21 protein-coding genes and 3 pseudogenes are annotated in these 25,788 nt (G+C 64.7%); 12 read left to right on the top strand and 12 right to left on the bottom strand.

Translation table 11 applies throughout. The features are described 5' to 3' along the window. Positions 1 to 142: 142 nt before the first annotated feature. A complete protein-coding gene (locus V8324_RS12125; protein WP_336420192.1) occupies positions 143 to 277 on the top strand; it encodes a hypothetical protein in 135 nt (44 codons plus the stop codon). 91 nt (positions 278 to 368) lie between these two features. Here the strand turns inward: V8324_RS12125 and V8324_RS12120 are convergent, their stop codons facing one another. Beyond that, a complete protein-coding gene (locus V8324_RS12120; protein ID WP_336420191.1) occupies positions 369 to 2,666 on the bottom strand; it encodes a hypothetical protein in 2,298 nt (765 codons plus the stop codon). A gap of 111 nt (positions 2,667 to 2,777) precedes the next feature. Continuing rightward, positions 2,778 to 4,058 (bottom strand): O-acetylhomoserine aminocarboxypropyltransferase/cysteine synthase family protein, encoded by a 1,281-nt coding sequence (locus tag V8324_RS12115; protein WP_336420190.1) that lies wholly within the window; start codon positions 4,056 to 4,058, stop codon positions 2,778 to 2,780. An 87-nt stretch (positions 4,059 to 4,145) separates the two neighbouring features. On the opposite strand from V8324_RS12115, the gene V8324_RS12110 reads away from it, so the two are divergent. Then, positions 4,146 to 4,559, top strand: coding sequence for a VOC family protein (locus V8324_RS12110; protein ID WP_336420189.1), 414 nt, complete (start codon positions 4,146 to 4,148; stop codon positions 4,557 to 4,559). 33 nt (positions 4,560 to 4,592) lie between these two features. On the opposite strand, the gene V8324_RS12105 is transcribed toward V8324_RS12110, so the two are convergent. Together V8324_RS12105 and V8324_RS12100 are read right to left on the bottom strand one after the other, a co-directional pair. After that, positions 4,593 to 5,597 (bottom strand): hypothetical protein, encoded by a 1,005-nt coding sequence (locus tag V8324_RS12105; protein ID WP_336420188.1) that lies wholly within the window; start codon positions 5,595 to 5,597, stop codon positions 4,593 to 4,595. A gap of 95 nt (positions 5,598 to 5,692) precedes the next feature. Further along, a complete protein-coding gene (locus tag V8324_RS12100; RefSeq protein ID WP_336420187.1) occupies positions 5,693 to 7,120 on the bottom strand; it encodes a DUF2235 domain-containing protein in 1,428 nt (475 codons plus the stop codon). A gap of 273 nt (positions 7,121 to 7,393) precedes the next feature. On the opposite strand from V8324_RS12100, the gene V8324_RS12095 reads away from it, so the two are divergent. Continuing rightward, complete coding sequence (locus V8324_RS12095) at positions 7,394 to 8,044, top strand: helix-turn-helix domain-containing protein (RefSeq protein ID WP_336420186.1); 651 nt, start codon at positions 7,394 to 7,396, stop codon at positions 8,042 to 8,044. 39 nt (positions 8,045 to 8,083) lie between these two features. Here V8324_RS12095 and V8324_RS12090 read toward each other — a convergent pair whose 3' ends face one another. The 4 genes from V8324_RS12090 to V8324_RS12075 all read right to left on the bottom strand — a co-directional run bounded on the left by V8324_RS12090 (position 8,084) and on the right by V8324_RS12075 (position 11,980). Next, positions 8,084 to 9,151, bottom strand: a complete 1,068-nt coding sequence (locus tag V8324_RS12090) for a heme-dependent oxidative N-demethylase family protein (protein ID WP_336420185.1) — start codon at positions 9,149 to 9,151, stop codon at positions 8,084 to 8,086. A gap of 11 nt (positions 9,152 to 9,162) precedes the next feature. Then, positions 9,163 to 10,149, bottom strand: a complete 987-nt coding sequence (locus tag V8324_RS12085) for a PDR/VanB family oxidoreductase (protein ID WP_336420184.1) — start codon at positions 10,147 to 10,149, stop codon at positions 9,163 to 9,165. After that, complete coding sequence (gene dmmA, locus V8324_RS12080; RefSeq protein ID WP_336420183.1) at positions 10,146 to 10,754, bottom strand: dimethylamine monooxygenase subunit DmmA; 609 nt, start codon at positions 10,752 to 10,754, stop codon at positions 10,146 to 10,148. The genes V8324_RS12085 and dmmA overlap by 4 nt, the downstream gene beginning before the upstream one ends. An 80-nt stretch (positions 10,755 to 10,834) precedes the next feature. After that, entirely contained in the window at positions 10,835 to 11,980 is a 1,146-nt protein-coding gene (locus V8324_RS12075; RefSeq protein WP_336420182.1) for an aminomethyltransferase family protein, read from the bottom strand. Positions 11,981 to 12,422: 442 nt separating this feature from the next. Between V8324_RS12075 and V8324_RS12070 the strand changes: the two genes are divergently transcribed. The 4 genes from V8324_RS12070 (at position 12,423) to glnT (ending at position 16,796) form a co-directional block, all read left to right on the top strand. Continuing rightward, positions 12,423 to 13,352: a class II glutamine amidotransferase gene (locus V8324_RS12070; RefSeq protein ID WP_336420181.1), complete on the top strand. Its 930-nt coding sequence runs from the start codon at positions 12,423 to 12,425 to the stop codon at positions 13,350 to 13,352. Further along, positions 13,353 to 14,030, top strand: coding sequence for a GXGXG domain-containing protein (locus tag V8324_RS12065; RefSeq protein ID WP_336420180.1), 678 nt, complete (start codon positions 13,353 to 13,355; stop codon positions 14,028 to 14,030). It abuts the gene before it with no gap. Positions 14,031 to 14,037: 7 nt separating this feature from the next. Beyond that, positions 14,038 to 15,390 (top strand): FMN-binding glutamate synthase family protein, encoded by a 1,353-nt coding sequence (locus V8324_RS12060; protein ID WP_336420179.1) that lies wholly within the window; start codon positions 14,038 to 14,040, stop codon positions 15,388 to 15,390. A gap of 77 nt (positions 15,391 to 15,467) precedes the next feature. Continuing rightward, on the top strand, positions 15,468 to 16,796 hold the full coding sequence (glnT, locus tag V8324_RS12055; RefSeq protein WP_336420178.1) for a type III glutamate--ammonia ligase: 1,329 nt from the start codon (positions 15,468 to 15,470) through the stop codon (positions 16,794 to 16,796). A 191-nt stretch (positions 16,797 to 16,987) separates the two neighbouring features. Here glnT and V8324_RS12050 read toward each other — a convergent pair. Together V8324_RS12050 and V8324_RS12045 are read right to left on the bottom strand one after the other, a co-directional pair. Further along, positions 16,988 to 17,278 (bottom strand): annotated as a pseudogene (locus tag V8324_RS12050) (DUF2177 family protein); the annotation flags it as partial. 201 nt (positions 17,279 to 17,479) lie between these two features. Continuing rightward, positions 17,480 to 17,902 carry a hypothetical protein gene (locus V8324_RS12045; RefSeq protein WP_336420177.1) on the bottom strand — a complete coding sequence of 141 codons (423 nt, stop codon included), beginning with the start codon at positions 17,900 to 17,902 and terminating at the stop codon, positions 17,480 to 17,482. Positions 17,903 to 18,119: 217 nt separating this feature from the next. On the opposite strand from V8324_RS12045, the gene V8324_RS12040 reads away from it, so the two are divergent. The 3 genes and pseudogenes from V8324_RS12040 (at position 18,120) to V8324_RS12030 (ending at position 20,124) form a co-directional block, all read left to right on the top strand. Further along, entirely contained in the window at positions 18,120 to 18,311 is a 192-nt protein-coding gene (locus V8324_RS12040; RefSeq protein WP_336420176.1) for a hypothetical protein, read from the top strand. A 219-nt stretch (positions 18,312 to 18,530) separates the two neighbouring features. Then, positions 18,531 to 18,770 carry a hypothetical protein gene (locus V8324_RS12035; protein WP_336420175.1) on the top strand — a complete coding sequence of 80 codons (240 nt, stop codon included), beginning with the start codon at positions 18,531 to 18,533 and terminating at the stop codon, positions 18,768 to 18,770. 97 nt (positions 18,771 to 18,867) lie between these two features. Next, a pseudogene (locus tag V8324_RS12030) lies at positions 18,868 to 20,124 on the top strand (M24 family metallopeptidase). Between the two features lie 217 nt (positions 20,125 to 20,341). Here the strand turns inward: V8324_RS12030 and V8324_RS12025 are convergent. Further along, a complete protein-coding gene (locus V8324_RS12025) occupies positions 20,342 to 21,322 on the bottom strand; it encodes a glycerophosphodiester phosphodiesterase family protein (protein WP_336420174.1) in 981 nt (326 codons plus the stop codon). A gap of 264 nt (positions 21,323 to 21,586) precedes the next feature. On the opposite strand from V8324_RS12025, the gene V8324_RS12020 reads away from it, so the two are divergent. Continuing rightward, positions 21,587 to 21,985 (top strand): hypothetical protein, encoded by a 399-nt coding sequence (locus V8324_RS12020; RefSeq protein WP_336420173.1) that lies wholly within the window; start codon positions 21,587 to 21,589, stop codon positions 21,983 to 21,985. Here V8324_RS12020 and V8324_RS12015 read toward each other — a convergent pair. Next, the gene (locus V8324_RS12015; protein WP_336420172.1) at positions 21,955 to 23,886 is read right to left on the bottom strand and encodes a hypothetical protein; all 1,932 of its coding nucleotides are present in this window, start codon (positions 23,884 to 23,886) and stop codon (positions 21,955 to 21,957) included. The two genes, V8324_RS12020 and V8324_RS12015, sit on opposite strands and share 31 nt — an antisense overlap. 370 nt (positions 23,887 to 24,256) lie before the next feature. Between V8324_RS12015 and V8324_RS12010 the strand changes: the two are divergent. After that, positions 24,257 to 25,168 (top strand): annotated as a pseudogene (locus V8324_RS12010) (LLM class flavin-dependent oxidoreductase). Positions 25,169 to 25,788: the final 620 nt, after the last annotated feature.

The raw sequence follows: 25,788 nt of genomic DNA, 5'->3' as shown, positions 1-25,788 counted from the left end.
AAGAGGTGCATGGAAGTCCTTTAGCGGACCACGCGCATGTCTCATCAAAGTCATCGCCCTGACACGGATCAGGCAACCCTGATTTTCCTGAGAACCGGCCCGTCCGGCATCTCGCCGGGGCGGTTAATCAAACAGCGAGGTCATGATGGGAAAAGGCGACAACAAGCGCGGAAACAAGGAAGTGAAGAAGCCGAAGCAGGAAAAGCCCAAGCCATTGGCGACGGCCAATTCCGGCGCGGTGAAACCGATCTCGCTCGGCGAGAAGAAGGGCAAGTAACCCGGCCCGCGGGTGAGCATGGTGCGCTCGCCCGCAGCTCCCGGCAGGGGAGGCCCTCGCGTGCGTCCTGCGGATCGGGGCGGTCGCGCCCTTAACTCCGCGGCATCCGCAGCACCACGTTGCGCCCGCGCCTAGTGTAGCGCAACTCGGCGTCGCCGATTGCCGATACCCGCCCGCCATCCAGGCTGTCACCGACCTCGACCTTGCGGTATCGGCCGTTCGACAGCCGCACGAGGGCGCGCCGGTTCGACGCGCTGCCATAGACGCCGATCAGGTTGACCTCGCGCATGTTGACCGCGTTGCGCGTTGTGGCTGTCCGCGCGACCGAGGCCGAGGTCGGGATGCGCGGGGCCGCGGCTTGCGGTTGCGGCGCAGCGCGCGGCGCGCTGGGCACAAGCCCGCCGGGGCGCAGCTGCGGCTTCAGCGAGGCGGTCACCGCCTGTGACATCGCGGCCTCGTCGGGCCCCACGCTTTCGGCCGCCTCGGCCAGCGCCGCCTCGACCGCCTCTGGATCGGGTGGGGCGGCCAACGCGGCTTGCAGCACGCTCTCGGGGCGGGTGCGCGGGCGCAGCCCGGCCAGTTCGCTGCGCGAGCGCCCGCCAAGCGCGCCGCGCTCATGCCTCTCGACCAGGCCTTCGGGCCGCGAGCGCGGACGAATCTCGGAAATGCGGTCGAGTTCTGCGGCGACCTCCGGCGAAAGGGTCAGCCCCGGCACCGGCAGCACGCGCGCCGGCGCGTTGGGCGGCTGCACGGGCGGCGGGCCGGAATACACCTCGACACCGTCCGGCGTCAGCGCGCCGTCGGGGGTCGCGACCACCAGCCCGCGATCGTCGAACTGGTACGTCGTGCCCGGCGGGGCGGGGGTCGCCGGCGTCTCGGGACGCACATCGCGACGTGCATCCGACGGATCGGGCAGCGCAACCGCGTCGCCCACCGGCAGATCCTCGTCGATCGAGGTTAGGTAGAAATCGTCGAGGCTGCCCGCATCGGGCTGCACCGGCGGCTCGGGCGGAAGCGGCCAGATCCCGGTTTCCGCGTAGCGTGCGCGGGCCTCGTCCAATGTCAGCGGTTCGACCCGAGCGGGCGGGTCGGGGGCCGCGTCCGTCACGGCGTCGGGGGCGTCGTCGACCCCGGGCGCAGGGATACGCTCGGGCTGCGGGGCAAGCGCGGTCTCGGGTGGGGCGTCCTGCGCGCCTTGCGGTCCCGGTGGGATCGCGGGCTCGGTCCCGGCGATGTCCGGGCTTTCGGGTGTGACGGCGACCTGCGGTTCCGACCACTGCACAAGCCGCGCCAGCCCCGAGTCGGGGAAAATCGTCGCCCAGGCGGCGACCCCGGCAAGCGCCAGCAACAGCACGCTTGTCAGGATCAACCCGAGGAACCTTGGCTTGCCGCGCTGCCGGCGCTGCGTCTCTCGCGCGCCGAAGATGGTCAGGCGATCCGCCTCGTCCTCGGCACTGGGGGCGCTGCGGGCGGGGGCGGCCTTGTCTCGGCGTCGCACGGGGCCGGTCTTGTCCTTGTCGCGCCCGGTCGTTTCAGACCTCTTGCGGCGGCGGCGCGACAATGCGGCATCAAGCACCGCCGGATCCGGCGGACGGGGGGTGAGGCTGGCCGCGGCCGGGGCGGGACTGGCGACGGCGCCCTGCCCGTCCTCGCGCTTAGCGTGATCCGGGGGGCCCGCCGCGCCCTCCGTCACATCACGCGCGGCGCCCGCAAGCTGCGGCGCGCCGCTGTCGGGCACGTCGCGCGCGGCCCGGATCGGCTCTGGCGCCGGGGTCTCGGGCGTGGTGTCCGACGCGGGGTCAGTCGGCGTCGCCTCGATCCCGACACTGACGGATCCCTCGGGCCCCGGCCCACGGCCCGCTCCGGCGATCTCGATCGGGTCGCTGTCACGCTCGACCCGCGCCCCTGCCTGCGACGTCTCGCCGAAGAAAGGCTCGGTGCCGAAGGGGCAGGCCTCGGGGCGGGCCACGAAGCTCACCGGGTTAAACCGGTGCTCGCGCGCAAAGCTTTCCGCCTCTTCCAGCGTCTCGCGCGCCACCGCCGCCACGTAGAGCCGGTCGCCCACCACGTTCCAGTCGAATGCCAGATCGTCGAGCGCATAGGGCGTCGCCCCGTCGAGGGCGCGCATCGCAGCAGCCTCGTGATCGGCCCCGGGCGCGTCCGCGGCGGACAGATCGAGATAGCGGATCTGCGCGTCGGGAATCACCAGCTTGGTGGTCACGCCCGCCGGAGCGAGGGCGGCAGCCTTTTCGCGCAGGGCGGCAAGCTCCGCACTGAGATCGGCGCTGTCGAGCGCGACCTCGCCCACGAGATGCCAATGCGACGCGCCGGTCCGGTTCAACAGGCCGATACCGTCGAAGGACAGGGAAAGGGCAAAGTTCGGTCTCATCGCCACAGCTTTAACACGCGTCGCCAGCTACCGGGAGTCCCGCATGCGCAGGACAGGCAGCGTATCGCAGAGAACCGCGCCGGCCGGCCGGATGACCCGCGCGCGCCCGTCTCAGGTGCCCGCCTTGGCAAGCCCCTGCTCGAGATCCGCGATCAGGTCCCCGGCATCCTCGATCCCGATCGAAATGCGCACCACGTTCGGCGCGGCGCCGGCCGCCTCCTGCTGCTCGGGTGTCAGCTGCCGGTGCGTGGTCGATGCCGAATGGATGATCAGCGACCGCGTATCGCCCAGGTTGGCGACATGGCTGAACAGGTCCAGGCTGTCGACCAGCGCGACACAGGCGTCATACCCGCCCTTGAGCGCCACGGTGAACAGGCCGCCCGCGCCCTTGGGGCAGATCGCCGGGACGCGTTGATGATAGGGCGAGGAGTCCAGCCCCGCATAGGTCACGTGATCCACGGCCGGGTGGCGTTCCAGCCATCCGCCGACCGTCACCGCATTCTCGCAGTGGCGCTGCATGCGCAATGACAGCGTCTCGATCCCCATCAGCGTGTAATGCGCCGCCTGAGGGTTCAGCGTCATGCCGAGATCGCGCAAGCCCACGGCGATGCCGTGAAAGGTGAAGGCCAGCGGGCCGAAGGTCTCGTGGAATTTCAGCCCGTGATAGGCGGGCTCGGGCTCGGACAGCGACGGGAACTTGCCAGAGGCCGACCAGTCGAAATTGCCCGAATCGATCACCACGCCCCCGGTCACCGTGCCGTTGCCGGTCAGGAACTTGGTCATCGAATGCACCACCAGCGTCGCGCCATGCTCGATCGGTCGGCACAGGTAGGGCGTGGCCGACGTGTTGTCGACGATCAGCGGCAGACCGGCGGCGTCGGCCAGTTTCGCCACCGCGTCGAGATCGGCAATGTGCCCGCCGGGATTGGCGATGGATTCGCAGAAGATCGCGCGGGTATCGTCGTCGATGGCGGCCTCGATCGCGTCGGCGTCGTCGATGTCGACGAACTTGGCCGACCAGCCGAAGCGCTTGATGGTGTGGCTGAACTGCGTGACCGACCCGCCATATAGCCGCGTCGAGACCACCACGTTGCAGCCCGGCGCCATCAGCGGAAAAAGCGCCATGATCTGCGCCGCGTGCCCGGAGGAGCAGCAGACCGCGCCCGCGCCGCCTTCCAATGTCGCCATGCGCTCCTGCAGGGCGGCGACGGTCGGGTTGGTCAGGCGCGAATAGATATAGCCGACCTCTTGCAGGTTGAAGAGCGCCGCGGCGTGTTCGGCGTCGCGGAACACGTAGGCCGTCGTCTGGTAGATCGGCACCTGCCGCGCGCCGGTCGCCGGGTCGGGGCGGGCGCCCGCGTGAACTTGCAACGTGTCGAAACCATAGGCCATCTGGGGTGTCCTTTTTCCGCGAACTGCTTGCAAACCGGATTACGGCATTGAAAGGTGCCTCGCAACAGCGATGAGGAGATCAAGCTGATGCCCCACCCCTTTCACCTGGCGATCAACGTGACCGACCTTGACGCGGCGCGCGCCTTCTATGGCGGGCTTCTGGGCGCGGTCGAGGGCCGTTCGACGGCGACCTGGGTGGATTTTGACCTCTTCGGGCACCAGTTATCGCTGCATCTGGGCACGCCCTTCGCCACCGAGGCCACGGGGCGGGTCGGCGATCACCTGGTGCCGATGCCGCATTTCGGCGTGGTCCTGCCGCTGGACGAGTGGCACGCCGTGGCGGCGCGCCTGTCATCGGGCGCTGTGGATTTCGTGATCCCGCCCTCGGTGCGCTTCGAGGGCGAGCCGGGCGAGCAGTGGACTATGTTCTTCCACGATCCTGCGGGCAACCCGCTGGAACTCAAGGGGTTTGCCGAAAGTTCCGGGCTGTTCGCCACCTGACCCGGCGCGCGCCGCCTGTGCGGGCATGCGCGCTCAGCGCATCCAGAACCCGTTGCGCCTGAGGGTGTTGCGGATCGCCTGTTCGCGGCGCGGCAGATCGGCGCGGTCAAAGAGCGCGCGCGCCTTCTGCCCGCGCCCCTGGTAGATCATCCGCCTGATCGGCTCGTAGTCCTTGAGGGCCCGCTTGATCCGGTTGGGCGCCGTCACCTCTTCCAGCACCTCGATCACCCGGTCGGGCTCGCGCGCGTAGAGCAGCGGCAAGGCGCGGTAATGGCAGGTGACCTCGCCATCGAGCCACCCCTCGGGCAGGGTATCGCGGCCGCCGCCCAGCGCATGGATCACCAGCGGCAGCGCCACTTGGTCGAGCCACGGGTCGAGCGACTGGCAGACCAGCGCCTCGGGCGGGTCGTCGCGGATGGCGAGCGCATAGTCGAGAAATCGCCGCCCGAACACCTGCGGGCACCTGTAGAAGAAGAACCCCGCGTTGAAATAGAGATAGCGCTTCCAGTACTCGTCGGGCTGGCCGGGATCGAGCGAGCTGTCGAAATCCAGCCCGAACCGGTCATAGAGCGATTTCCAGATCGCCGTGTAGCCGGGGCCGTAAAGCTCGGGCTCGGGCCAGGTGCCGGTCCGACGCAGCGACGCCGCGGGGCGGTCGAAATCGAACGGCACCCTGGTGAGGTCTCCGGTCACCAGGGTGTCGGTGTCGAAAAAGACGAACGGCTCTCCTTCGGGCAGGGCGAAAAGCGCCTCGATCTTGTTGCCATACGGGTAGGCATGGCCGAAATGCCGCGCCTCGAAGGGCAGGATCTCGGCCCCCAGATCAACGAGGCAGGCGTGCAGCTCGGCGCTTTTCATCCGAGGATCGTTGCGCCACATCGCGCCGGGTTGCGGCTCTGCCACGAAGAAGCGTCCGGAAAACGCCGGCGACATCGCCCGCAACGAGGCGGCAAAGATCAGCGCCTCGTATTCCAGTCGTCCGCCCTGGCCGACGATCACGATGTTGAAGGCGGTAGAGGTATCGGCGTCCTGGGCCATGTCGCGCGCCTCGCTCACAGGCTGCGTGCACCGGTCGCGAATTGCCGGCCCGGGGTCGATGCGATCGCGCATGTCCGCCGGTATCGGTGCCGCGGCTAATCATCGTAATATTGCGACAAACGTGGATCGTCGCGCAGTTGCTCGGGCCGGTATCGCATGCGCGTGCCGTTGCGGTAGACGCGGCCACCCTTGATGCGTTCGATGACCGAGGGATGACAGCTGTCATACGTGACGCCGGATCGTTTCTCGCGCGGCCATGTGACCCGCAGCCTGTGCGGAACCCAGTCCGGATACCTGTCCGCAAGCTCGCGGCGTGCGCAATGTTGCGCGCCAAATGGATCCGGAAAGAGGTTTAGTCGATCGCCATTGACCCGCAGGGGATGCGTCACCGAGGTCGCCTCGTCGACCATCCAGCCCAGCGCGATATCCGACAGCCGCGACTCCGCCTCGGGATAGGCGCCGCCGCCGATGTCGGAATGGTTGCCGGCGAACCATTTCTGGATAAGCCAATCGTCCGGCGCGGCCCGGACATCCTTGGCGCGCGCCCATCCGACCCTCTGGAAATCCGCGCGATCCTCGTCGAGCGAGATCGCATGGCGCGCATGCGCGACGCGGGGATCGAGGAACATGTCGTAGTCGTCGAACCGCCAGTGCGCGAGATGCCAGCGACGGTCACCGGGCCCGGGGTAGTCGCGGATCACCCGGTACTGGCTTCTGAACGTATAGGCCAGCGACCCCAGCGTCAGGACCGCCAGAATGACGAGGAACGATTCCCAAAAATTCGTCGGCAGCATCCAGTCCAACAGGTCGGCCGCGCTGAACGAAAGCGCCGCGAACGCGACCAGCGCCGCAACGTTGATCGCCAGCCGCCGCAGCCCTGATACGCCAAGCGAGGCGACGGTATCGAGCACCCCCACGAAATAGGGCACGATATTGCCACGCGCATTCGCCTCGACGTCGTCCTGCGCCCCGTACCTTTCGCGGAACCGTCGTGCGAGTTCCTCGCGTTCCGGCTCGAACTGTCGCCGGTTCCGGCCCGCCCCGTGCCCGTAGCCCCTGAAGACAGCCTCTTCGGCGACCTTTCGCAAGGCACGGCCCGCGCGCGGCAGGTCGGATCCGTCGGCCGCGCGCGTCGGCACGCCGCACAGGTTCATCACGCCGCACACGCATCTCGCCGTGTAGGCCCCACGGCTGAAGCCGAAGAGAAAGACGCGGTCTCCGGGCTCGTGATATTTCAGGATCGTCTCGTAGCAATCCGCGACATTCGTCATCAGCCCGGCGCCCAGCCCCAGGCCGAGAAGCCGCTTGAGGTAGCGAAGCGGATGAAAGAAGGCGGGGCCATCGATTTCCTCGGTGCCCAGCCCGGCCTCGTAGAAGCCGAGCTGATCGGCCGGGTCGATCACGTGCCGGGGGCCGATGCGGGCTGCATGGTAAAGCGTGTAGATATTGCTGCGCAACTCGTCCGGCCGGCGCCCGCCGACCATCGCGGTCCCGTCGGAAAAGATGACGATGTTCTTGCCCATGCCGACCATCAATCTTGATCTTTCCCCGCGACGCAAGGGCCAACTTGAGCACGGTCTTCGTATCGCTCCTGCGAACGATCCTCGACGAGTGTTGAGATAACGCCCGGCAGCCCGCCATCGCCGGCCTTGTTGAATTGGGCGAAGACTTGGGCGGGTTCATGTGTCGCCGGCGGTGGATTTTGATCGCAAGAATAACATGTGCATATCAGGAAATGTCGATTACCATGTCATCGGGGAAGTTCCCGACAGGCGCGCATTGAACGAGGACCATCCATGAAGTCTGCCAATCTCCAGCCCGTGACCAAGCTCGAACAGGATCCGCACCGCCTCCGCGATGAACGGGAAAAAGTCCTCGAGGTCGCGATCGGTCGCGAGGTGCGCGCGTTTCGAAAGCAGCAGGGCATCACCGTGGCCGAGCTGTCGAGACTGACCGACCTTTCGATCGGCATGCTGTCCAAGATCGAGAACGGCAACACGTCACCGTCGCTGACCACCCTTCAGAACCTTGCGAACGCGCTTTCAGTGCCGCTGACCGCCTTCTTCAGGGGGTACGAGGAAAACCGCGAGGCGATCCTGACAAAGGCCGGCGAGGGCGTCGAGATCGAGCGCGCCGGCACGCGGGCCGGGCATCAATACAACCTTCTGGGCCATATCGGATCGAATGCCAGCGGTGTCATCGTCGAGCCCTACCTGCTGACGCTCACCAAGGAATCCGACACGTTCAACACCTTTCAGCATGGCGGGATCGAGATGATCTACATGCTCGAGGGCAAGCTGGACTATCTTCACGGCAACGAGATCTATCCGCTCGAGCCGGGCGATACGCTGTTCTTCGATGCCGATGCGCCGCACGGCCCCGAGCGGTTGGTCGAGCTGCCGATCCGCTACCTGTCGATCATCTGCTATCCGCAACAGAAAGGCTGATACCGCGCCGGCATGGTCGCACCCGACCGGCGCGCCGCGCTACGTCCGAAGCGGCGGCTCGGTTTCAAGATCGGGCCACACGCCCGGCGACGTGGGCAGACCATCGTCATACTGGCCGAGATACTCCAGCATCAGCGGGCGATTGGCGATGAAGCCCTTGTAATCGGCCAGCTCTTCGGGCAGATCGCGGATCACCCGGTGCAGGCGACGGCCCCATTTCGGGATGGTGACGAGATCCTGGAAGGCGATCAGGTAACAGCGGATCGGAAACAGCAGCGCGTTGGATCGCGGCAGGCGATAGAAGGTCTGCAATTCGACCCGAAGATGTTGCTTCGCGCCGATATTCTCCGGGGTCAGCGACGATTTCTGCACGCCCCATTCATGGTAATTCTCGGGGCTGGTATCCAGCAGCGGATTGACCGTCATGGTCCAGTTCAGGCGGCGGGCCGGGGCGCCCTGCCGGACATTGAGCAGGAATTTCAATGCGCGCTTGAAGATCCCCATCTCGTGCGCCAGCGGCACCGGCGCGTGCCATTCGAAGAAATCCATGCCAATGTCGAAATCGAGGCTCCAGTCAGCCTGGGTCGTCACCATCCCCGCATCCATGTAGAGCATGTCGCCGCGCTGATCGAGCACCGCGAAATCGCCCTGCGCCTGCCGGGTGATGTATTCCAGCGGGCCGCAGGGCAGCGTGGTTTCATCGAGAAAGGTGAAGCTGTGGTCGATGCCCATCGGCTTGTTGATCCAGCGCCAGCGGTCACCGTCACGGTGCAGTTCGAAGAGGTCGGGGTAATCCTCGGACTTGCTGACCATGATCAGTTCCAGCGTATCCCACCCCGCTAGCGTCATGTGCGGCAGCGACTGGCAGCGCAGGGGATCCTCGGCCAGCACGAGGGCGCGGTCCTGCATTTCCGCAAGGTAATGCTCGTCGACATCGAAGCGCATCTCGTAGACCGACCCTTCGGGTCCGCCCTGATGCTGCTCCATGTTGACGGAATACATGTAGCTGTCTTCGTGGAACGGAAAGGGGAAGCGCAGGATCGCCCGGTCGGAATTGCGAAACGAGTAATCGTCGCGAAACGTTTCCTGGTTGAACTGGATCGTCATGGTTGTCTCCTTTACCGGTCAAGCACGAGGCTTTTGCCGACGAAGCGGCTGACGCAGGGCATGATCTTTTTCCCGCTGGCATGCTCTTCCTCGTCGAGCCAGTGATCGCGGTGGTCGAAGGTGCCATCGGCCTCGACGACATCGGTCTCGCATTGGCCGCAGGCCCCGCCGCGACACAGGAACGGCGCCTCGACGCCGCAGCGCTCTATCGCCTCGAGCAGGCTTTCTCTCTCGCCCACCTCGATCGTGATGTCGGATTTGCACAGCCGCACCTCGAACGGCTTGCCGGGCTGTGGCGCGAGGAATTCCTCGGAATGGACGTTCTCGTCGGGCCAGCCATGCGCCGCGGCGGTCGCGTGCACCCATTCGATCATCCCCTTGGGCCCGCAGACATAGACATGCGTGCCAAGCGGCTGGCCATCCAGAAGCTCCTCCAGCGCGATGCGCTGGTCCTGATCGTCGTAATGGACATGCGCCTTGTTCGGATGCTTGCGCGTCAGCTCGTCGGCATAGGTGCCAAGCGCCTTGCTGCGGCAGGCATAATGCAGCTCCCAGGTGCCGCCCATGCGGTCCAGATGCGCGATCATCGCCATGAACGGCGTGATGCCGATCCCTCCGGCGAGAAAGACATGTTTGCACGCCCGCAGGTCGAGCGGAAAAAGGTTGACCGGGTAGCTGAGCGTCATCCGGTCGCCGACCGCGACCTTGGTGTGCAGGAACAGCGACCCGCCGCGCCCCGCGTCGTCGCGCCGGACGGAAATCGCATAGGTCGAGGTGTCAGCCGGATCGGACATCAGCGAATAGGGGTTGAGTCGCGTGCGCCCGTCATCGTTCATCTCGACGACCGTGTGCGACCCGGCCGAGAACGGCGGAAACAACTCGCCATCCGTGCGCTTGAACTCGAACCGCGTCACGAGATCGTTCAGCGGGACTATGGCGCTTACGGTCACGTCGATCTTCTCGGCGCCGGCTCTGGATTTCTGGGGGGCGGCACTCATGAGTATAGCTCCACGGGCTCAGGGACGTTTCCGGGATCTTCCGCATCCACGCGGACGCCCTGGAACGCCGCCAGCCTGCGGGAATAGTGATCGCGCACGAACAGGTTCAGCCCGCAATGCGCGCATACGAAGGGATCGGTCAGCACGTCTTCGGTGATGCCCTTGCAATGCACGCATTGCACCCGCCGCGCCACCGATCCGCGGTGCTCTGACTGGATGGCGCTGTGCGGAATGCCCGCCTGCGTCGCCTCGGCCTCGGCCTGGCCCATCAGCCCCTCGGTCCCAGCCAGGTAGACCTGCAGCCCCATATGCGCGTCGGACAGCACCCGACGGATGCGCGGGACGGACGCCTCGTAGCTGGGACCGACATGCAACTGTGAGGGCTGCAGCGCGCGCAACTTCTCGACATAGGTGTCGCCGGTATCCTTGGGCATGTAGATGATATGCGCCGTGCGAACCAATTCGGCATCAAGTGACGCGAGATCCAGCAGCGCCTCGGCGCCCTCGGCGTCGGCAATCATCAGGTGCGCCTTGCCCGGCCTCGGCTCCAGCGTGCCATAGACCGGGCGGCTTCGGATGCTTTCGGGGAACTGGAATTTGGACATAGCTTCGATCTCTCCAGTGGGGTCGCTGCCGGACGCAAGGCGCACCGCCCGTCGGGCAATGCGCGCCTGCTCGCCTCGGCTCAGCCTTTGGCGGTGCGGATGGATTTGTCCTTGTCGTAGAAAGGCATCTCCTCGGCAACACACGCGATGTCCGCGCCACCGTCATTGCGCACCGTCATCTTCGTACCGGGCACGGCGCAGTCGACGGGCATGCGCGCGATGCCGACATTGTGGTCGTTGAGTTCGGAATGCATGCCGAAGGTCACGACGCCCACCGGCTTGCCATCCTTGAGCAGCGGAGCCCCCTCGCCCGCCGGGGTCGTGCCGTCCAGCCTGACGCCATATATCTTGAAGCGCTCCTTGCCCTTGAGGGCATAGTGGTTTTCCGCCCCGCGAAAGCCGGTCTTGCCGGGCGAGACCGTGAAATCGAGGCCCAGCTCCCACAGCGAATCGCCGCAAGGCTGGTCGGCGAACGGATAGGTCTCCGAGTTGTCGCCGGGATAGAACAGCAGGTAGCTTTCGGTGCGCAGCAGATCCAGCGTCGAGAACTGCACCGGCCGGATGCCCATGTCCTTGCCGTCTTCGAGGATCGCATCCCAAAGCGCGATGGCATGCCGCCCCTCGCAGAAGATCTCGTAGCCGCGCTCGCCGGTATAGCCGGTGCGCGAGATCATCACCGGCTTGCCGAACAGCTTGGTCTGGATGATGCCGAAATAGGCCAGGTCGCGAATGCCCAGCACGTGTTTCGCCAGGAAATCGACGGCAACCGGCCCCTGCAGCGACATGTCATGCAGGTCGTCGTCGAAGATCATCGTGACGTTCTTGCCGAAGGCGGCCATGGCAAGGCTTTCATGCCCCGCGCCGGTGCCGTGCACGACCAGCCAGTCGTTCACGGAGATACGGTAGATCACGCAATCGTCGATGAACATGCCCCGGTCGTCCAGCATGGCGGCATAGACCGCTCGGCCCGGCATGATCTTGTCGACATTGCGGGTCGTGGCGCGGTCGATCACCGCCGCCGCATGCGGGCCGCTGATATGTATCTTCTTCAGACCGGACACATCCATGAGACCGGCCCTGGTCCGCACGGCCTCGTAATCGGCTTTGGCGCGGTCGTCGGACGGGTCGTAGAACCACGCCGTGCCCATCCCGTTCCAGTCTTCCAGCTCGCCGCCGATCTCGGCATGTCGCTGCGCCAGAGCGGAGGTCCTGTAGATGATGGCCATATGTTCAGATTCCCTGTTTTACGCGTTTGTGACATTGAGCCGCATGTCCGAAGAAAAATCAATGGTAAAGAAAATAAAATTCCTACGGGGAATATTTTGCGGCGAAAAGAAGCACTAGGGCTCGAAAACCGCCCGCATCCGAGGCGGAGCAGGATATCCGCGCTTGACGCCCGGATGCCAACAGTCACGTTTTCGGCAGTTTGTCGGGATGCCGCGGCGGCGTGAACGACGGTTTCATGACCCCGGCCGAAGATTGACCGCCCGCGTGATCGGCACAGCTTGCTGCTTGCTGCCCGCGGCAATGCGACGACCGGAGGGTGAAGATTACTTGCCTATCAGTAAAATATTATTCATTTCAGTTGCGAATGTCGTGCAGCAATGCTAGCACTCGCCAATAGCGCCCCCGCAACGGGGCAGGACCAAAACACGGAGCATCCCTGAAATGTGCGGAATTGTTGGACTCTTCCTGAAGGATAAAGCGCTCGAACCCCGGTTGGGCGCCTTGCTTACCGACATGCTGGTCACCATGACGGACCGGGGGCCGGACAGCGCCGGAATCGCGATCTACGGCGACCCGGTCGCGGCACGCGCCAAGGTGACCGTGCAATCCGACGCCCCCGACGCGGATTTCCCCGATCTCGCCGAGACCGTTCAGGCGTTCGTGAACGGCCCGGTATCGCTGACGCGCCGCGACACGCACGCGGTTCTGTCCGTTCCGGCCGGCACGGCCGAAGAGATCCGCGCGCATCTCAGGACCGTCGCGCCCTCGGTGCGCGTGATGTCGTTCGGCGACACGCTCGAGATCTACAAGGAGGTCGGCCTGCCCGGGGACGTCGCCGCGCGTTTCGACATCGCGTCCATGTCCGGCACGCACGGGATCGGCCATACGCGCATGGCCACGGAATCCGCGGTCACCACGCTTGGCGCGCATCCGTTCAACACCGGGGCCGACCAGTGCCTTGTGCATAACGGATCGCTGTCGAACCATAATGCGCTGCGCCGCAAGCTGCGCCGCGAGGGCGTTCACATCGAAACCATGAATGACAGTGAAGTCGCCGCCGCCTACATCACTTGGAAAATGAACAACGGCGCCACCCTCGGCGAGGCGCTCGAGAAATCGCTGGACGATCTCGACGGGTTCTTCAACTTCGTCGTCGGCACCAAGGACGGCTTTGGCGTCGTCCGCGATCCGATTGCCTGCAAGCCGGCGGTCATGGCGGAAACCGATCAATACGTCGCCTTCGGGTCCGAATACCGCGCGCTGGTCAACCTGCCGGGGATCGACGCCGCCCGCGTCTGGGAGCCGGAACCCGCCACGGTGTATTTCTGGCGCCACGGTGAAACCACCACCCCAACCAAGAAGGCCGCGTAAATGCAGACCTACGACCTGGAAGCAAACGGCCTGCGCGCTCTGAACGCCGCGCTGCACGCCCAGAACGCCGAGACCAACCAGACCCGGTGGGAAATCGTCAACCCCCGTGGCAGCCACGCCATCGCCGTCGGGATCGACGCGCCGATCGAGGTCGATGTCATGGGCTCCACGGGGTATTACTGCGCCGGCATGAACAAGCTGGCGACCGTGCATGTCCACGGCTCCGCCGGGCCCGGCGTGGCCGAGAACATGATGTCCGGCACCGTCGTGATCGACGGCGACGCGTCGCAATATGCCGGCGCGACCGGGCGTGGCGGCACCCTTGTCATCAAGGGCAATGCAAGCTCGCGTTGCGGCATTTCGATGAAGGGCATCGACATCGTGGTGCATGGCAATGTCGGCCATATGTCCGCGTTCATGGGGCAGTCGGGCAATCTCGTCGTCTGTGGCGATGCCGGCGATGCGCTTGGCGACTCTCTCTACGAGGCGCGGCTGTTCGTGCGCGGGTCGGTCAAGTCGCTGGGGGCCGATTGCATCGAGAAAGAGATGCGCCCCGAGCATATCGAGATCCTGCGCGACCTCCTGGCTCGCGGCGAATGCGACGCGACGCCCGAGGAGTTCAAGCGCTACGGCTCGGCCCGCCAGCTCTACAGTTTCAAAATCGACAACGCGTATTGAGGAAGCCATGACTGCGAAAGACACCCAAGAGAAAAGTCCCCCGCGGACCGCCCCGATCCAGTCGGCAACCTTCTCCAACCCGATCAATGCCGAGATCCGCCGCGCCGCGGCGACGGGCATCTACGATATCCGGGGCGGCGGCGCCAAGCGGCGCGTGCCGCATTTCGATGACCTGCTGTTTCTGGGCGCGTCAGTATCGCGCTATCCGCTTGAAGGGTACCGCGAACGTTGCGAGACCAAGGTGACCTTGGGCACGCGCTTTGCGAAGACCCCGATCGAGCTCGACATCCCGATTACCATCGCGGGCATGTCCTTCGGCGCGCTGTCGGGCCCCGCCAAGGAGGCGCTCGGCCGCGGCGCCTCGGCCGCTGGGACATCGACGACAACGGGCGATGGCGGCATGACCCCCGAGGAACGCAGCCATTCCACCAAGCTGGTCTATCAGTACCTGCCCTCGCGCTACGGCATGAACCCCGACGACCTGCGCCGCGCCGATGCGATCGAGATCGTCGTGGGCCAGGGCGCCAAGCCGGGCGGCGGCGGCATGCTGCTGGGGCAGAAGATCTCGGACCGCGTGGCCGAGATGCGCAATCTGCCCAAGGGCATCGACCAGCGCTCGGCCTGCCGGCATCCCGACTGGACCGGGCCGGACGATCTGGAAATCAAGATCCTGGAGTTGCGCGAGATCACCGGCTGGGAAAAGCCGATCTATGTCAAGGTCGGCGGCACGCGCCCCTATTACGACGTCGCGCTGGCGGTCAAGGCCGGCGCGGACGTGGTGGTCCTCGACGGCATGCAGGGCGGCACAGCGGCCACCCAGGACGTGTTCATAGAGCATGTCGGCCTGCCCACGCTCGCCTGCATCCGGCCCGCCGTTCAGGCGTTGCAGGATCTGGACGTGCACCGCGAGGTTCAGCTGGTCGTCTCGGGCGGCATCCGCAGCGGCGCCGACGTGGCCAAAGCGATGGCGCTTGGTGCCGACGCCGTGGCCATCGGCACCGCCGCCCTCATCGCGCTGGGGGACAACGATCCCAAGTGGGAGGCCGAGTATCAGAAGCTTGGCACCACCGCGGGCGCCTATGACGACTGGCATGAAGGGCAGGACCCGGCCGGGATCACGACCCAGGATCCCGAACTTCAAGCCCGGCTCGACCCCTTCGATGCCGGACGCCGCCTGCGCAACTACCTCAACGTGATGGCGCTGGAGGCCCAGACCATCGCGCGGGCCTGCGGCCACAACAACCTGCGCAACCTCGAACCCGAGGATCTTTGCGCGCTCACCATGGAGGCGGCGGCCATGGCGCGCGTGCCGCTGGCCGGTACGGCCTGGTGGCCGGGCAAGGATGGCGCGAACTTCTGAAACAACCGGCAAGGGGGGCGAGATGTGATCGCTCCCCTTTTCCGAATGACAAAACAAGACAACAGGGATGGACAAGAATGACGATTGATCTGGCAAAGCTGGCCCAGGAAAAAGGCATCAAGTACTTCATGATTTCCTTCACGGACCTGTTTGGCGGACAGCGCGCCAAGCTGGTTCCCGCGCAGGCGATCGCCGACATGCAGCAAGACGGTGCCGGGTTCGCCGGGTTCGCCACATGGCTCGACATGACGCCCGCCCATCCCGACATGCTGGCAGTGCCGGATCCCGACTCGGTGATCCAGCTGCCCTGGAAGCCGGAAATCGCCTGGGTCGCCGGAAATTGCGTCATGGAAGGCGAGGACGTCGCACAGGCCCCGCGCAACGTGCTGCGCCGCCTGATCGACGAGGCCGCCGAAGAGGGCCTGCACGTCAAGACCGGCGTCGAGGCAGAGTTCTTTCTGCTGACACCCGAAGGCGACCAGATCAGCGACCCGTTCGATACCGCGGCCAAGCCGTGCTACGACCAGCAGGCGGTGATGCGCCGCTACGAGGTGATCCGCGAGATTTGCGACTACATGCTGGAACTGGGCTGGGGCCCGTACCAGAACGATCACGAGGACGCGAACGGCCAGTTCGAGATGAACTGGGATTTCGACGACGTGCTCAGGACGGCCGACAAGCATTCGTTCTTCAAGTTCATGACCAAGTCGGTGGCCGAGAAGCACGGCTTCCGCGCCACCTTCATGCCCAAGCCGGTCGAGGGGCTGACCGGCAATGGCTGTCACGCGCATATCTCGGTCTGGGATGCCCCGGGCAGCGCCTCGAAAATCAACGTGTTCGCCGGCGCCGGCGACGGCCCCACGGGCGAGGTCGGCCTGTCCGAGCGCGGCAAGCATTTCCTCGGCGGAATCATGAAACATGCCAGCGCGCTGGCCGCGATCACCAACCCGACGGTCAACAGCTACAAACGCATCAACGCGCCGCGGACCATGTCCGGCGCGACCTGGGCGCCCAATACCGTGACATGGACCGGCAACAACCGCACGCACATGGTGCGCGTCCCCGGCCCGGGGCGGTTCGAATTGCGCCTGCCCGACGGGGCGGCCAATCCCTACCTTCTGCAGGCGGTCATCATCGCGGCCGGTCTCTCGGGCATCCGCAGCAAGGCCGACCCGGGCAAGCGCCATGACATCGACATGTATGCCGATGGCCACAAGGTGCGCGGCGCCCCCAAGCTGCCGCTCAACATGCTCGACGCGATCCGCGAATTCGACAAGGACAAGGCGTTGAAGGATGCGATGGGCGCCGAGTTCTCGGCCTCCTACATCAAGATGAAGATGCAGGAGTGGAACTCCTTCGTGACCCATTTCAGCCGGTGGGAACGCGAACACACGCTGGACATCTGATCCCGCTGCAGAACGCTAGCCCAGGGGGGGGGGCGTTGCGTGAGATTGCAGCGGCCCTTCGCATGCCCATGCCCGCCGCCCATGGCGCCGGATGGACCGGGCAGCGGCTGCCGGCGGCATTGCACCCGGCCGTCACATCGTGCCCAGTCCCGTCGCGCACGGCAGGCTGTGGGTCCAAAAAAAGCGTCCGGTCAGCCCATCGCCCGCGCGGCCATAACCCCGCCCCAGGCGGACACTGCCGTCAGCGTCGCGCCCCAGGCGAGGTCGGCGGCCACCATCGAGGGATGCCAGTCGCGCATCACCGTCCAGCTGGTCAGCTCGTAGGTGCCATAGGCGACGAAGCCCAGAATCGCGCCGTTGACGAGCGCCATCGCGGGCGTGCCGTCGCGCAGCGCGGGCCAACCCGCGAACCAGACCACGCCGGCCATGTATATGACGTAGAACAGCACGGCCGGCAGGGGACGTATGCCGTCCAGCAGCGTATCGCCGAGGTGCTACGCGAAAATCGGCTTCATGACGGTCGAGAGCATGACCGCGTCGGCGACCAAGAATATCACGCCGGTCACGACGACGAGAACCAAAAGGGCCATTCGTTTCTCCTTTTCAGCACGAGATATAACGCGGCGCTGCGGCCTGTCGACGGCCGGACGTACCGACACCGCAGCTTGCCGTGCGGCCTCCGGTCACTCGGCGTCGCAGTCGGTGACGGGAAATGTGTAGCCGATGCCGGGAAACGCCCCGGCCAGCGCGTAGCCGTCGTCATGGTCCTCGAAGATCGCCGAGATCTGCCGCGTCGTGATCGTCGTCGGAGGGCCGCCCTCCTCTTGCCAGACGATGGAATAGAGCTTGGTGAAGACGGACGCGCCGCCATGCCTGTTCGCGAGAAGATCCGCCGACATGCATTCGCTTGTCAGGCGTGTCCGGATGCATGTCAGGATTTCCGGGTCGCGATGCGGCCAGTCGGAGATGAAGACCATGCGGTCATCCGCAATGGTGACTCGTCCGCCCCCGTTGACCTCGTCGTAAGGCACCTTGCAGGTCCATGTCCCGGCGAAGGCCGGGCCGGCGATCAGGAGAAGACCCGCGACGGCAGGTATCGGATGCACTATGGATCTCCTTGGTCGGAATGACACTCCGCAGGGGGTCGCATGAGGGGGTCGCATGGGAACACATTTCTTAATGATACACCCTCGACGGCCTGTTTCACAACGCTCGCAACGCGGCATCTTCCCGGCGTGAGCAGCCAGGCCTTACAAATCCGGCTCTGCGCCCCTATGTCTATCACACAGGCGTGAAACTCTCCGCCCATGAAAGGCATCTTCGATGACCATGTTCTCCATCAAGCCAGACTTCGATCTCGCCGAATTCCTCGCGAGCCCCGCCCCGGTCGGTTCTGCCAGGGCCCGCAATGCGAGACGTCGCAAGATGCCCACCCAGCCCGCAGGGACGGCCGAAGAAAGCCCACAGCCATCGCCACCCAAGGCGGCCAAATCGAGCGAGACCCCGGACAAGTAAACCCGGCAAAAGCGGCGGGCGGCGCAACCGACCGGCGCGCACCCGCGGCGCAGGCTGCACGGCCAGTCCGCTCGCGCGCTGCCTCTGTCCCGAAAGCCCGTAGCATACACCGTGGCTCGAAAACCGGCACCGGGATACCGTACGCGCGACTGCAAACATCGCGAAAAGTGTGTGGTGAGTGATGACGGGCTCGAACTCTCTCATGCGACAATGATTACAATGGCGTGGGTGACGTTTCCTGACCGGGTGACCGCCACGACACACGACACCCTCCACTTTCTCGTGTTCCTGAGTTATCATGCGCCGGTGTCCGATGGCGTTCAGCGGATCGGTTCTTGGGCGATTGCGGATGCGGTCGACGCCGTTTTGAAAGAGGGACTTGGCGTAGTGGCCGTGGCTTTTGAGCGGTGGTGTGTGCTTTCCAAGCTTGTCCGCGACGGGCTGCGCGCGACCGCCTGATCAGGGATGTCGGTGACCCGCAGCACGGACATGAGACAGCGCGTCCTGAATCGTCTACCGTCATGATTGCAACAGGCCGTTTCCGACGGAGGTGATCATGGCGGAATTCGATTGGCACGCGGACCGAAGCGACCTGGACGGCTTGGCGCTGCTCGACCGCACATCCGATGACGCGGAGATCGATCTGGTGGCGGTGCGTGCCTGGCGACAGGGCCGGGTGCGCCGGGAAATGGCGGCGCGCGGGATCGACGCGGTGATCCTGATGGACCCGGTCAACATCCGCTATGCGACCGGCGCGCGCAACATGCAGGTGTTTTCCATGCGCAACGGACCGTCGCGTTACCTTTTGATGACCGCCGATCGCAGCATTCTTTACGAGTTCACCGGCGCGCTGCACCTGCCCGCCGGGCTCGAGACGATCGACGAGGTGCGCCCCGCCGTCACCGCGAGCTTCGTCGCCGCTGGCCCGGACATCGCGGCGCGCGAGACCCTCTGGGCGCGGGAGATGGCCGCGACGCTGCGCGACCTGGTGGGCGAGAGACCCAAGGTGGGGATCGAGCGGATGAACGGCGGCACGGTTCTCGCGCTTTCCGAGGCCGGCATGCACCTCGTGGATGCGCAGGAGCCCGTGGAAATGGCGCGCGCCATCAAGTCCGCCGAGGAGATGAAATGCGTGAACGCCTCGCTGCGCGCGACCGAACGCGGCGTGGCCGACCTGCGCGGCGCCATCCGCCCGGGCCTGACCGAGGCCGAACTCTGGTCGGTGCTGCATCGCTCGATCATCGCGCAGAACGGCGATTACGTCGAAACCCGGCTGCTCAATTCCGGCGCGCGCACGAACCCCTGGTTCCAGGAGACCGGCGACAAGCGGATCGGCGCGAACGAGTTGATCGCACTCGACACCGACGTGGTGGGCTGCCACGGCTATTACTCGGATTTCTCGCGCACCTTCCATGCCGGCCCGGACAGGCCCACAGACCGGCAACGCGACCTCTAGAAGGTGGCGTATGAGCAGGTGCATCACAACCTGGAGATCCTGCGCCCGGGCCTGTCGTTCCGCGATTACGCCGAGGCGGCGTGGGACATTCCCGCGAAATACCATGCCAACCGCTACTACCTCTCGGCCCACGGCTGCGGCATGACCGGGGAATACCCCTATCTCTACCATCGCGGCGATTTCCCGGATGCAGGTTACGACGGCGAGATCAGGCCGGGCATGACGCTCTGCGTCGAAAGCTTCATCGGCGAGGCGCATCAGGGCGAAGGCGTCAAGCTCGAACAGCAGGTGTTGATCACCGAGACCGGAGGCGAACTGCTCTCGCGCTTTCCCTTTGAACACGCGTTGCTGGCATAGGGCGGGCAGTCACGCCAGAGTGTTTTCCGCGGCTTGTGTCCGATGGTGTTTCTCGGGCGCCGGGTCACGGAGGATCGCCACGGCACCGAGAGCTTTGGCTCCGGGGCGGCGTCAGGATATCCCCGTGACCACGCGGCCGGCGGTCGGGACCGTGCGCAAACTGTCATCACGGCAGAGCGCGCGCCACCCCGCTCCGGAGAAGCGACCAGGGTCGCGATCACCGGATGGATTCGGCAAATTCCGTTCTGACCTGCACCGCGAGGTCCGGGTAATCGGTGAACACCGCGTCCATCCCCATGGCGAAATACGGGGCGAACCGGGCTCTCGCCTCTGCGATGCTCTTCGGGCGGAAGGTCCAGCCATGCACCTCCAGCCCGTGCGCATGGGCGCTCTCGATGAAGTCCTCGGTCAGGGACGGGCTGTCCAGCGAGACGCCGACGCCACCGGCGAACTGTGCCAGCGCCTCGAGGCTGCTGGTCCTGTCCGTGGTGTAATCGCGCACGCCGAACGCCCCCTTGTCCCCGACAGCGGCACCAAGTGCCGCAACGGGCAGGTCCATGCCGAGCGTGTTCTGATATCGCGCCATTTCCTCTGCCCCTGCGTGGCTGAAGCTTTGCAAATAGGTGCTCTGGTCGGCGGTCGTGAACCCGGCCGCGTTCAGGGCGTCCACGATCTTGCGCGACAGTTCCGACCGGTTCGGGGTCTTCGATTCCGGATAGACGCCGATCGCGTCACCCGAGGCCGCATTATGCGCGGTCACGAAGTCGAGGACTTCGCGCAGCGTCGGCACCTTGAACGCATCGCGACTGCCGGGCGTGAACCCGAGGTGGTCAGTCGAGGCGGGGCCCGTGGGCGTGACGGTCAGGGTCTTGATTTCCGCAAGCGTGAAATCCGAGACGTTGTAGGCGTCGTTGCGCGGGGCGAAGATCGAGGCGACGTCGGTGGTGCGCGTCAGGTCGGTGTCGTGCATCGCGACAAGCGCGCCGTCGGCGGTCAGCTGCACGTCCGGCTCCACGATGTCCGCCCCCATCCGGATCGCCAGTTCATAGGCACCCAGGGTGTGTTCGGGCAGGTAAGCACTCGCCCCGCGATGGGCGATCACCAGGGGCGCATGACCGCTCAGTGTGCTGAAACTCTGGGCCGAAACCGGGACGGCCCCGAAAACAAGGGCGGTCGCCAGAAGGATGTGACGCAACATGGAATCTCCGATGAGGAAACGAGCAGACCGCGCATACCGGAAAGCGCTGATTGACGCGACGATGGCGATCCTGCGGCGGATTGTCCACACGTCCGCTGTGCGGCCTGCAGGTGACGGCGCGGTTGCCGAGACGGCGAGATCCGCCTTCGTTCGGGGGCTTTGGCCACGGGGCGTCGTCGGCGCCAAAACGCCTCCCCGATGTGATCGACGAAAAACCCGAGGCTTCGCGCCCGGACCTTGTGTCCATCCCGGAACGTCCAGCCGTTGCTGGGCGACGGAACCCGGACCAAGGCGATCGGCTTGCGTCGAGGGCGAAAGGACAGCTTCACGATTGGCTCCTCGGTGATCATCAACGCGAAAGGCCCGGAATTTTTCTTTCACCGCCGTTTCATGACTGCCCCGGACCCCGTTTCATTGCTGCCGACCGTACGCGCCGCATGGCCTGGCGCCAAGGCCGAAGGATCGGATGCCTGCAGAGACACCTTTCACGGGGCGATAAACGTGGCGACCGGGATCGCCGGCTGGAAGTCACAAGGAAAAGACGGTGTTTTCTTCGAGAACAAGCTCCAGACTGCACCGGCAAAAGACACAAGGCCCGCGATGCGGGCCTTGGCATACGCGTTTCTCAGCGATCAGGGAATGAGGCAGAAGCTTTGCTCGTAATCCTCCCAGTTCGAGGTGGTCAGATACCAGTCATTCTGCCCGAATTTGAAGACACCGTTGCGCGCCCGATCCCATGCCACAAGCCTGATGGAATATCCGCATTCCGGCAGCGGATCGTCGTCGTCGATCCCGTCCAGTTCCAGGTCCCATTGCTGGGTCAGGTTGAGCGTGCCAAGCGCGACATCGGTCGCGGGCGGTTGCGTGCCGACATCGTTCAGGCTCGCGCTGCCCGGAGGCCAGCTCTGCACCTGTGTCGACGGCACCGGTCCACCGACATTCCCATTCCCGTTCCAGGACAGCGTATAATGCGAGAAATGCGCATCTGCGATTTCACCGCGAATGTCGATGATGACATCATTGCCCATCCCGTCGATCTTGCACTGGTTGTCGAACTGCACCGGCGGAGAGCCTGGCAGGAACAGGCTCATGTCAACGGGGTCGGGCTTGTCATTGTCCACCGTGATGAACACCGAGGTCGGTGATGGCGTTTCCGCCATCGTGGTGGTGTTTCTCAACACGATCCTGAAACGGGCGTTCACTGCACCCGGTGCGGTCGTCGAACGCCACGCCCCCAGGAAGCCGTGATCGGGGCATTCCGCGAAACGCCAGTAGTCCGTCAACGCGATCCAGCCCGAGGGATCCTCTGCATAGAGATCGTTGTCGTTGCAGGTCGGTCCCACGTCGCGCATCCAGTTCAACCCGGCATAGGTCAGAGGAACCTCCGCACCACCGTTCACGGACACCCGTATCTGGAATTCATGCGTGTTGTATTCCGGACATGCCGGACCCGGCAGGATCCCGTCCAGGCTTATGTCCCGGCCAAAAGGGCGCTGGTCACCGAACAGCCCGGTCCCCTGATTGATGGTTGCCACATCGATGTCGCTGACCTTGTTGATATAGAAATTGCACGCGACGTCTTCTTCGCCCGCGGACAGGGCATCCAGCCCCATATCACTGTCGCGCGGCTGCAGCGGTGCAATAAGGTCGATATTCCGGAGGTACGGCGCAGGCCCGACATTCAACGCATCGCCATCCGATAAGGCACCCTCCTTGATCTGGATCTCGGTCGAGAAAAGTTCGGTGGGCACCTGCTCCAGCGGATCGACTGCGGGCGTATACGCATCCAGCCCGTAATCGACACCATCCTGCGGAAGGCCGGACGGCACGGCCGGCAACAAGTCCTTGTTGGATCGCACAATCGTGCCATTCAATGCCGACAGCAAATCGCCATCGAGGAAACGCGGCTTTTGCACCTCGGGCGGTGTCCCTTCCGTCGAGAACAGGATGTCAGTCCTCGTGGCCTCCAGGATCTCGATCAGAAGATCGGGATTTTCACGCAACCGTTGCACTGGTGTCTGACGCACGCGCGCCATCAGTTCACGCTTGCCACTCGCACTTCCGGTGATATGCACGGCATCGAGGCCGAGGTTGAGGCTCCGCGGGAGATCGAACTTCACCAGCAAGGCGTTGTTCGGAATCACGCCCCCATTGCCGAAAAGAAGATCGCCCGCCGTGAATTGCCCGGCCCCGTTGACCGAGTCGATTTCGGTCGAGAACGCAATGAAGACGGCGCCTTCGTCGATGAATATCCGGTCCACCGCGTCGAGCCCGTGATCGAAACGCTCTATATCGAAAACCCGTAGCAGTTCTTCGTTCCGGGCACAGATCCGGGTACCCCCGCCCAGTTGATGCGCGAGCAGATCACCATCCGATACGACGGGTCCACCCGGCAAATCCCGCCCCTGGGACAGAAAATCTTCCGAAGTGGAAAACCAGAGCCCCTTGCAGTCGGCCAGGTTGATGCCTTGGGACAGTGCCGAGGTGGTCGCGCCCAGCAAAAGGGCGCTGGCAAGGGAGATTGAAGCGAGACAGGTTCGCCTTGAGAGCTTGAATAAAAGCATGAGATTTCTCCAGTAATCAAAATTGATCGCCCAACAGGCGTTATCTATAGTGAGTTCACTGATTAAATTCGCCGGGGCAATACATCCCAGCGGTTGTATTGTAGCGCAAAAGGCGTGTCTTGTTAAGTAGGATAATTTACACTTATGAAGGCTGAGTTTGTAACGATTGTTCCCGCGCGTCAGGCAAACGCGATTTGGGGTGAAAATCGTAAACCGCATGGAACCTCATGGGGTCCGGCGAGACGTGGACGTCCATCCAGTCCTCGCCGCGATCCGCGGTGCTCTCCCGGCTTTGCTGGTTCGGCGCGTCAAGTCAGACGGATTTGGACTGACCTCGCGCGATGATTGCCTTCCACCCAACGGAGGCCTCATGCAGAATTTCTCGCTTCTCGATCGGTCCCCCCATCCCCTAGGGGAAAACGGCCGCTGATGCGCTGGCCGGCACCGTCGATCTCGCCCGGTCGGTTGAGCACGCTGGATATCACCGTTTCTGGCTGGCCGAGCATCACAACATGCCGGGGATCGCCAGCGCGGCAACCTCCGTGGTGATCGGGCACGTGGCCGCCGCGACCCGGTCGATGCGGATCGGGTCCGGCGGCATCATGCTGCACAACCATGCGCCGCTGGTGATTGCCGAGCAATTCGGTACCCTCGCAACGCTCCATCCGGGGCGGATCGAGCTCGGCATGGGTATTTCGGCGACATGCCCGACACGGCCTTGGTGCGCGCCATTTCCGGGGCCGGCACCCATGTCCCGGTCTGGATCCCCGGGTCCAGTCTCTAAGGCGCGCGGCTGGCCGCCCATCTGGGCCTGCCCTATGCCTTTGCGTTGCATTTCGCCCCGGCCATGCTGGAACAGGCGCTGGAGATCTACCGTAGAACGTTCCGACACTCTGATCGCCTCGAAAAACCGCATGTGATGATGGCAGCCGGGCTCTGCACGGCCGAGACCGATGGCGAGGCGGCGTTCCTGAGTTCCTCGCAACTGCTCGCCTTCGCGCGGCTGATCACTGGCCGACCCGGCAAGCTTCCGCGTCCGATCCGCCACAGCGATCGCGAGATTCCGGCGCCGGTCTTGGCCGAGTTGGAGCAGGCCCTGTCATGCTCGGTCACAGGCTCTGCTGCAACGGTGAGACACCGGCTGCGCCGACTGATCGACACCTTCCGACCGGACGATCTGATGGTGCCCGAAATGATCTGAGACCAGGGCGCCCGGCTCCGCTCGTTCGAGATCGCGGCCGAGGTCCTGACGGACTTGCATCAAGGGGCCGCGGCTGCGTGAGCGTGGCAGAGCAACCGGCATGACCGGCCATATTCGCGACGTCCTAGCGATACACGAAAAACGGCCAGTCGCTCTCGCGGCTGACCGTCTTTCCCGGTCTCGTCGCAGGACACTCCGTCAATGCGCCGGGGTGACGACAACCGCGGGCTTGCGGTTGAAAAGCCGGCGCACAAGGCTCCTGATCAACAGGGCCCGCTGACGGCGCGCCTCCATGATTATCGTGTCGAGTTCGGGCTGGGTTGGCATATGATACATCGTCTGGTCTTTCGTATCGTCGCGTGATCAAGGCGGGTGGGATCGTAGTGACACCCATATTGCTGCGCTGCCGCATTTTTACCAATCCATCCCGCTATGCATTTCATGCATGGCTCACGTGACCCCGGCTTCTTCGGATTTCTCTGTCTGCTCCGTCAGGTTCCGGTGACCCGGATTTGGAAGGTCTGGGGGGCGACAGGACTGAAACGACCGAAAAGACATGGACCATGCGCACCCTCAGGGACGCCGGATCTGTCGGAGTTGCATTGGCGGCTGTGAATCGGCATGCAAAAGTGACCCACCTGGGTGGGTTATGATCATCTAAAACTGACCCACCTGCCACGTTAGCATCCGTGCGTTCATGC

Origin of the sequence: Roseovarius sp. D22-M7 (assembly GCF_037083785.1) — a bacterium.
Taxonomy (GTDB): Bacteria; Pseudomonadota; Alphaproteobacteria; order Rhodobacterales; family Rhodobacteraceae; genus Roseovarius.
This window is presented reverse-complemented; position numbering and strand designations above follow the sequence as displayed.

What these genes read in the sequence shown, in the direction of transcription:
- V8324_RS12125 (WP_336420192.1), top strand. Translation starts at nt 143, where the DNA reads ATGATGGGAAAAGGCGACAACAAGCGCGGAAACAAGGAAGTGAAGAAG.
- V8324_RS12120 (WP_336420191.1), bottom strand. Translation starts at nt 2,666, where the DNA reads ATGAGACCGAACTTTGCCCTTTCCCTGTCCTTCGACGGTATCGGCCTG.
- V8324_RS12115 (WP_336420190.1), bottom strand. Translation starts at nt 4,058, where the DNA reads ATGGCCTATGGTTTCGACACGTTGCAAGTTCACGCGGGCGCCCGCCCC.
- V8324_RS12110 (WP_336420189.1), top strand. Translation starts at nt 4,146, where the DNA reads ATGCCCCACCCCTTTCACCTGGCGATCAACGTGACCGACCTTGACGCG.
- V8324_RS12105 (WP_336420188.1), bottom strand. Translation starts at nt 5,597, where the DNA reads ATGGCCCAGGACGCCGATACCTCTACCGCCTTCAACATCGTGATCGTC.
- V8324_RS12100 (WP_336420187.1), bottom strand. Translation starts at nt 7,120, where the DNA reads ATGGGCAAGAACATCGTCATCTTTTCCGACGGGACCGCGATGGTCGGC.
- V8324_RS12095 (WP_336420186.1), top strand. Translation starts at nt 7,394, where the DNA reads ATGAAGTCTGCCAATCTCCAGCCCGTGACCAAGCTCGAACAGGATCCG.
- V8324_RS12090 (WP_336420185.1), bottom strand. Translation starts at nt 9,151, where the DNA reads ATGACGATCCAGTTCAACCAGGAAACGTTTCGCGACGATTACTCGTTT.
- V8324_RS12085 (WP_336420184.1), bottom strand. Translation starts at nt 10,149, where the DNA reads ATGAGTGCCGCCCCCCAGAAATCCAGAGCCGGCGCCGAGAAGATCGAC.
- dmmA (WP_336420183.1), bottom strand. Translation starts at nt 10,754, where the DNA reads ATGTCCAAATTCCAGTTCCCCGAAAGCATCCGAAGCCGCCCGGTCTAT.
- V8324_RS12075 (WP_336420182.1), bottom strand. Translation starts at nt 11,980, where the DNA reads ATGGCCATCATCTACAGGACCTCCGCTCTGGCGCAGCGACATGCCGAG.
- V8324_RS12070 (WP_336420181.1), top strand. Translation starts at nt 12,423, where the DNA reads ATGTGCGGAATTGTTGGACTCTTCCTGAAGGATAAAGCGCTCGAACCC.
- V8324_RS12065 (WP_336420180.1), top strand. Translation starts at nt 13,353, where the DNA reads ATGCAGACCTACGACCTGGAAGCAAACGGCCTGCGCGCTCTGAACGCC.
- V8324_RS12060 (WP_336420179.1), top strand. Translation starts at nt 14,038, where the DNA reads ATGACTGCGAAAGACACCCAAGAGAAAAGTCCCCCGCGGACCGCCCCG.
- glnT (WP_336420178.1), top strand. Translation starts at nt 15,468, where the DNA reads ATGACGATTGATCTGGCAAAGCTGGCCCAGGAAAAAGGCATCAAGTAC.
- V8324_RS12040 (WP_336420176.1), top strand. Translation starts at nt 18,120, where the DNA reads ATGACCATGTTCTCCATCAAGCCAGACTTCGATCTCGCCGAATTCCTC.
- V8324_RS12035 (WP_336420175.1), top strand. Translation starts at nt 18,531, where the DNA reads ATGGCGTGGGTGACGTTTCCTGACCGGGTGACCGCCACGACACACGAC.
- V8324_RS12025 (WP_336420174.1), bottom strand. Translation starts at nt 21,322, where the DNA reads ATGTTGCGTCACATCCTTCTGGCGACCGCCCTTGTTTTCGGGGCCGTC.
- V8324_RS12015 (WP_336420172.1), bottom strand. Translation starts at nt 23,886, where the DNA reads ATGCTTTTATTCAAGCTCTCAAGGCGAACCTGTCTCGCTTCAATCTCC.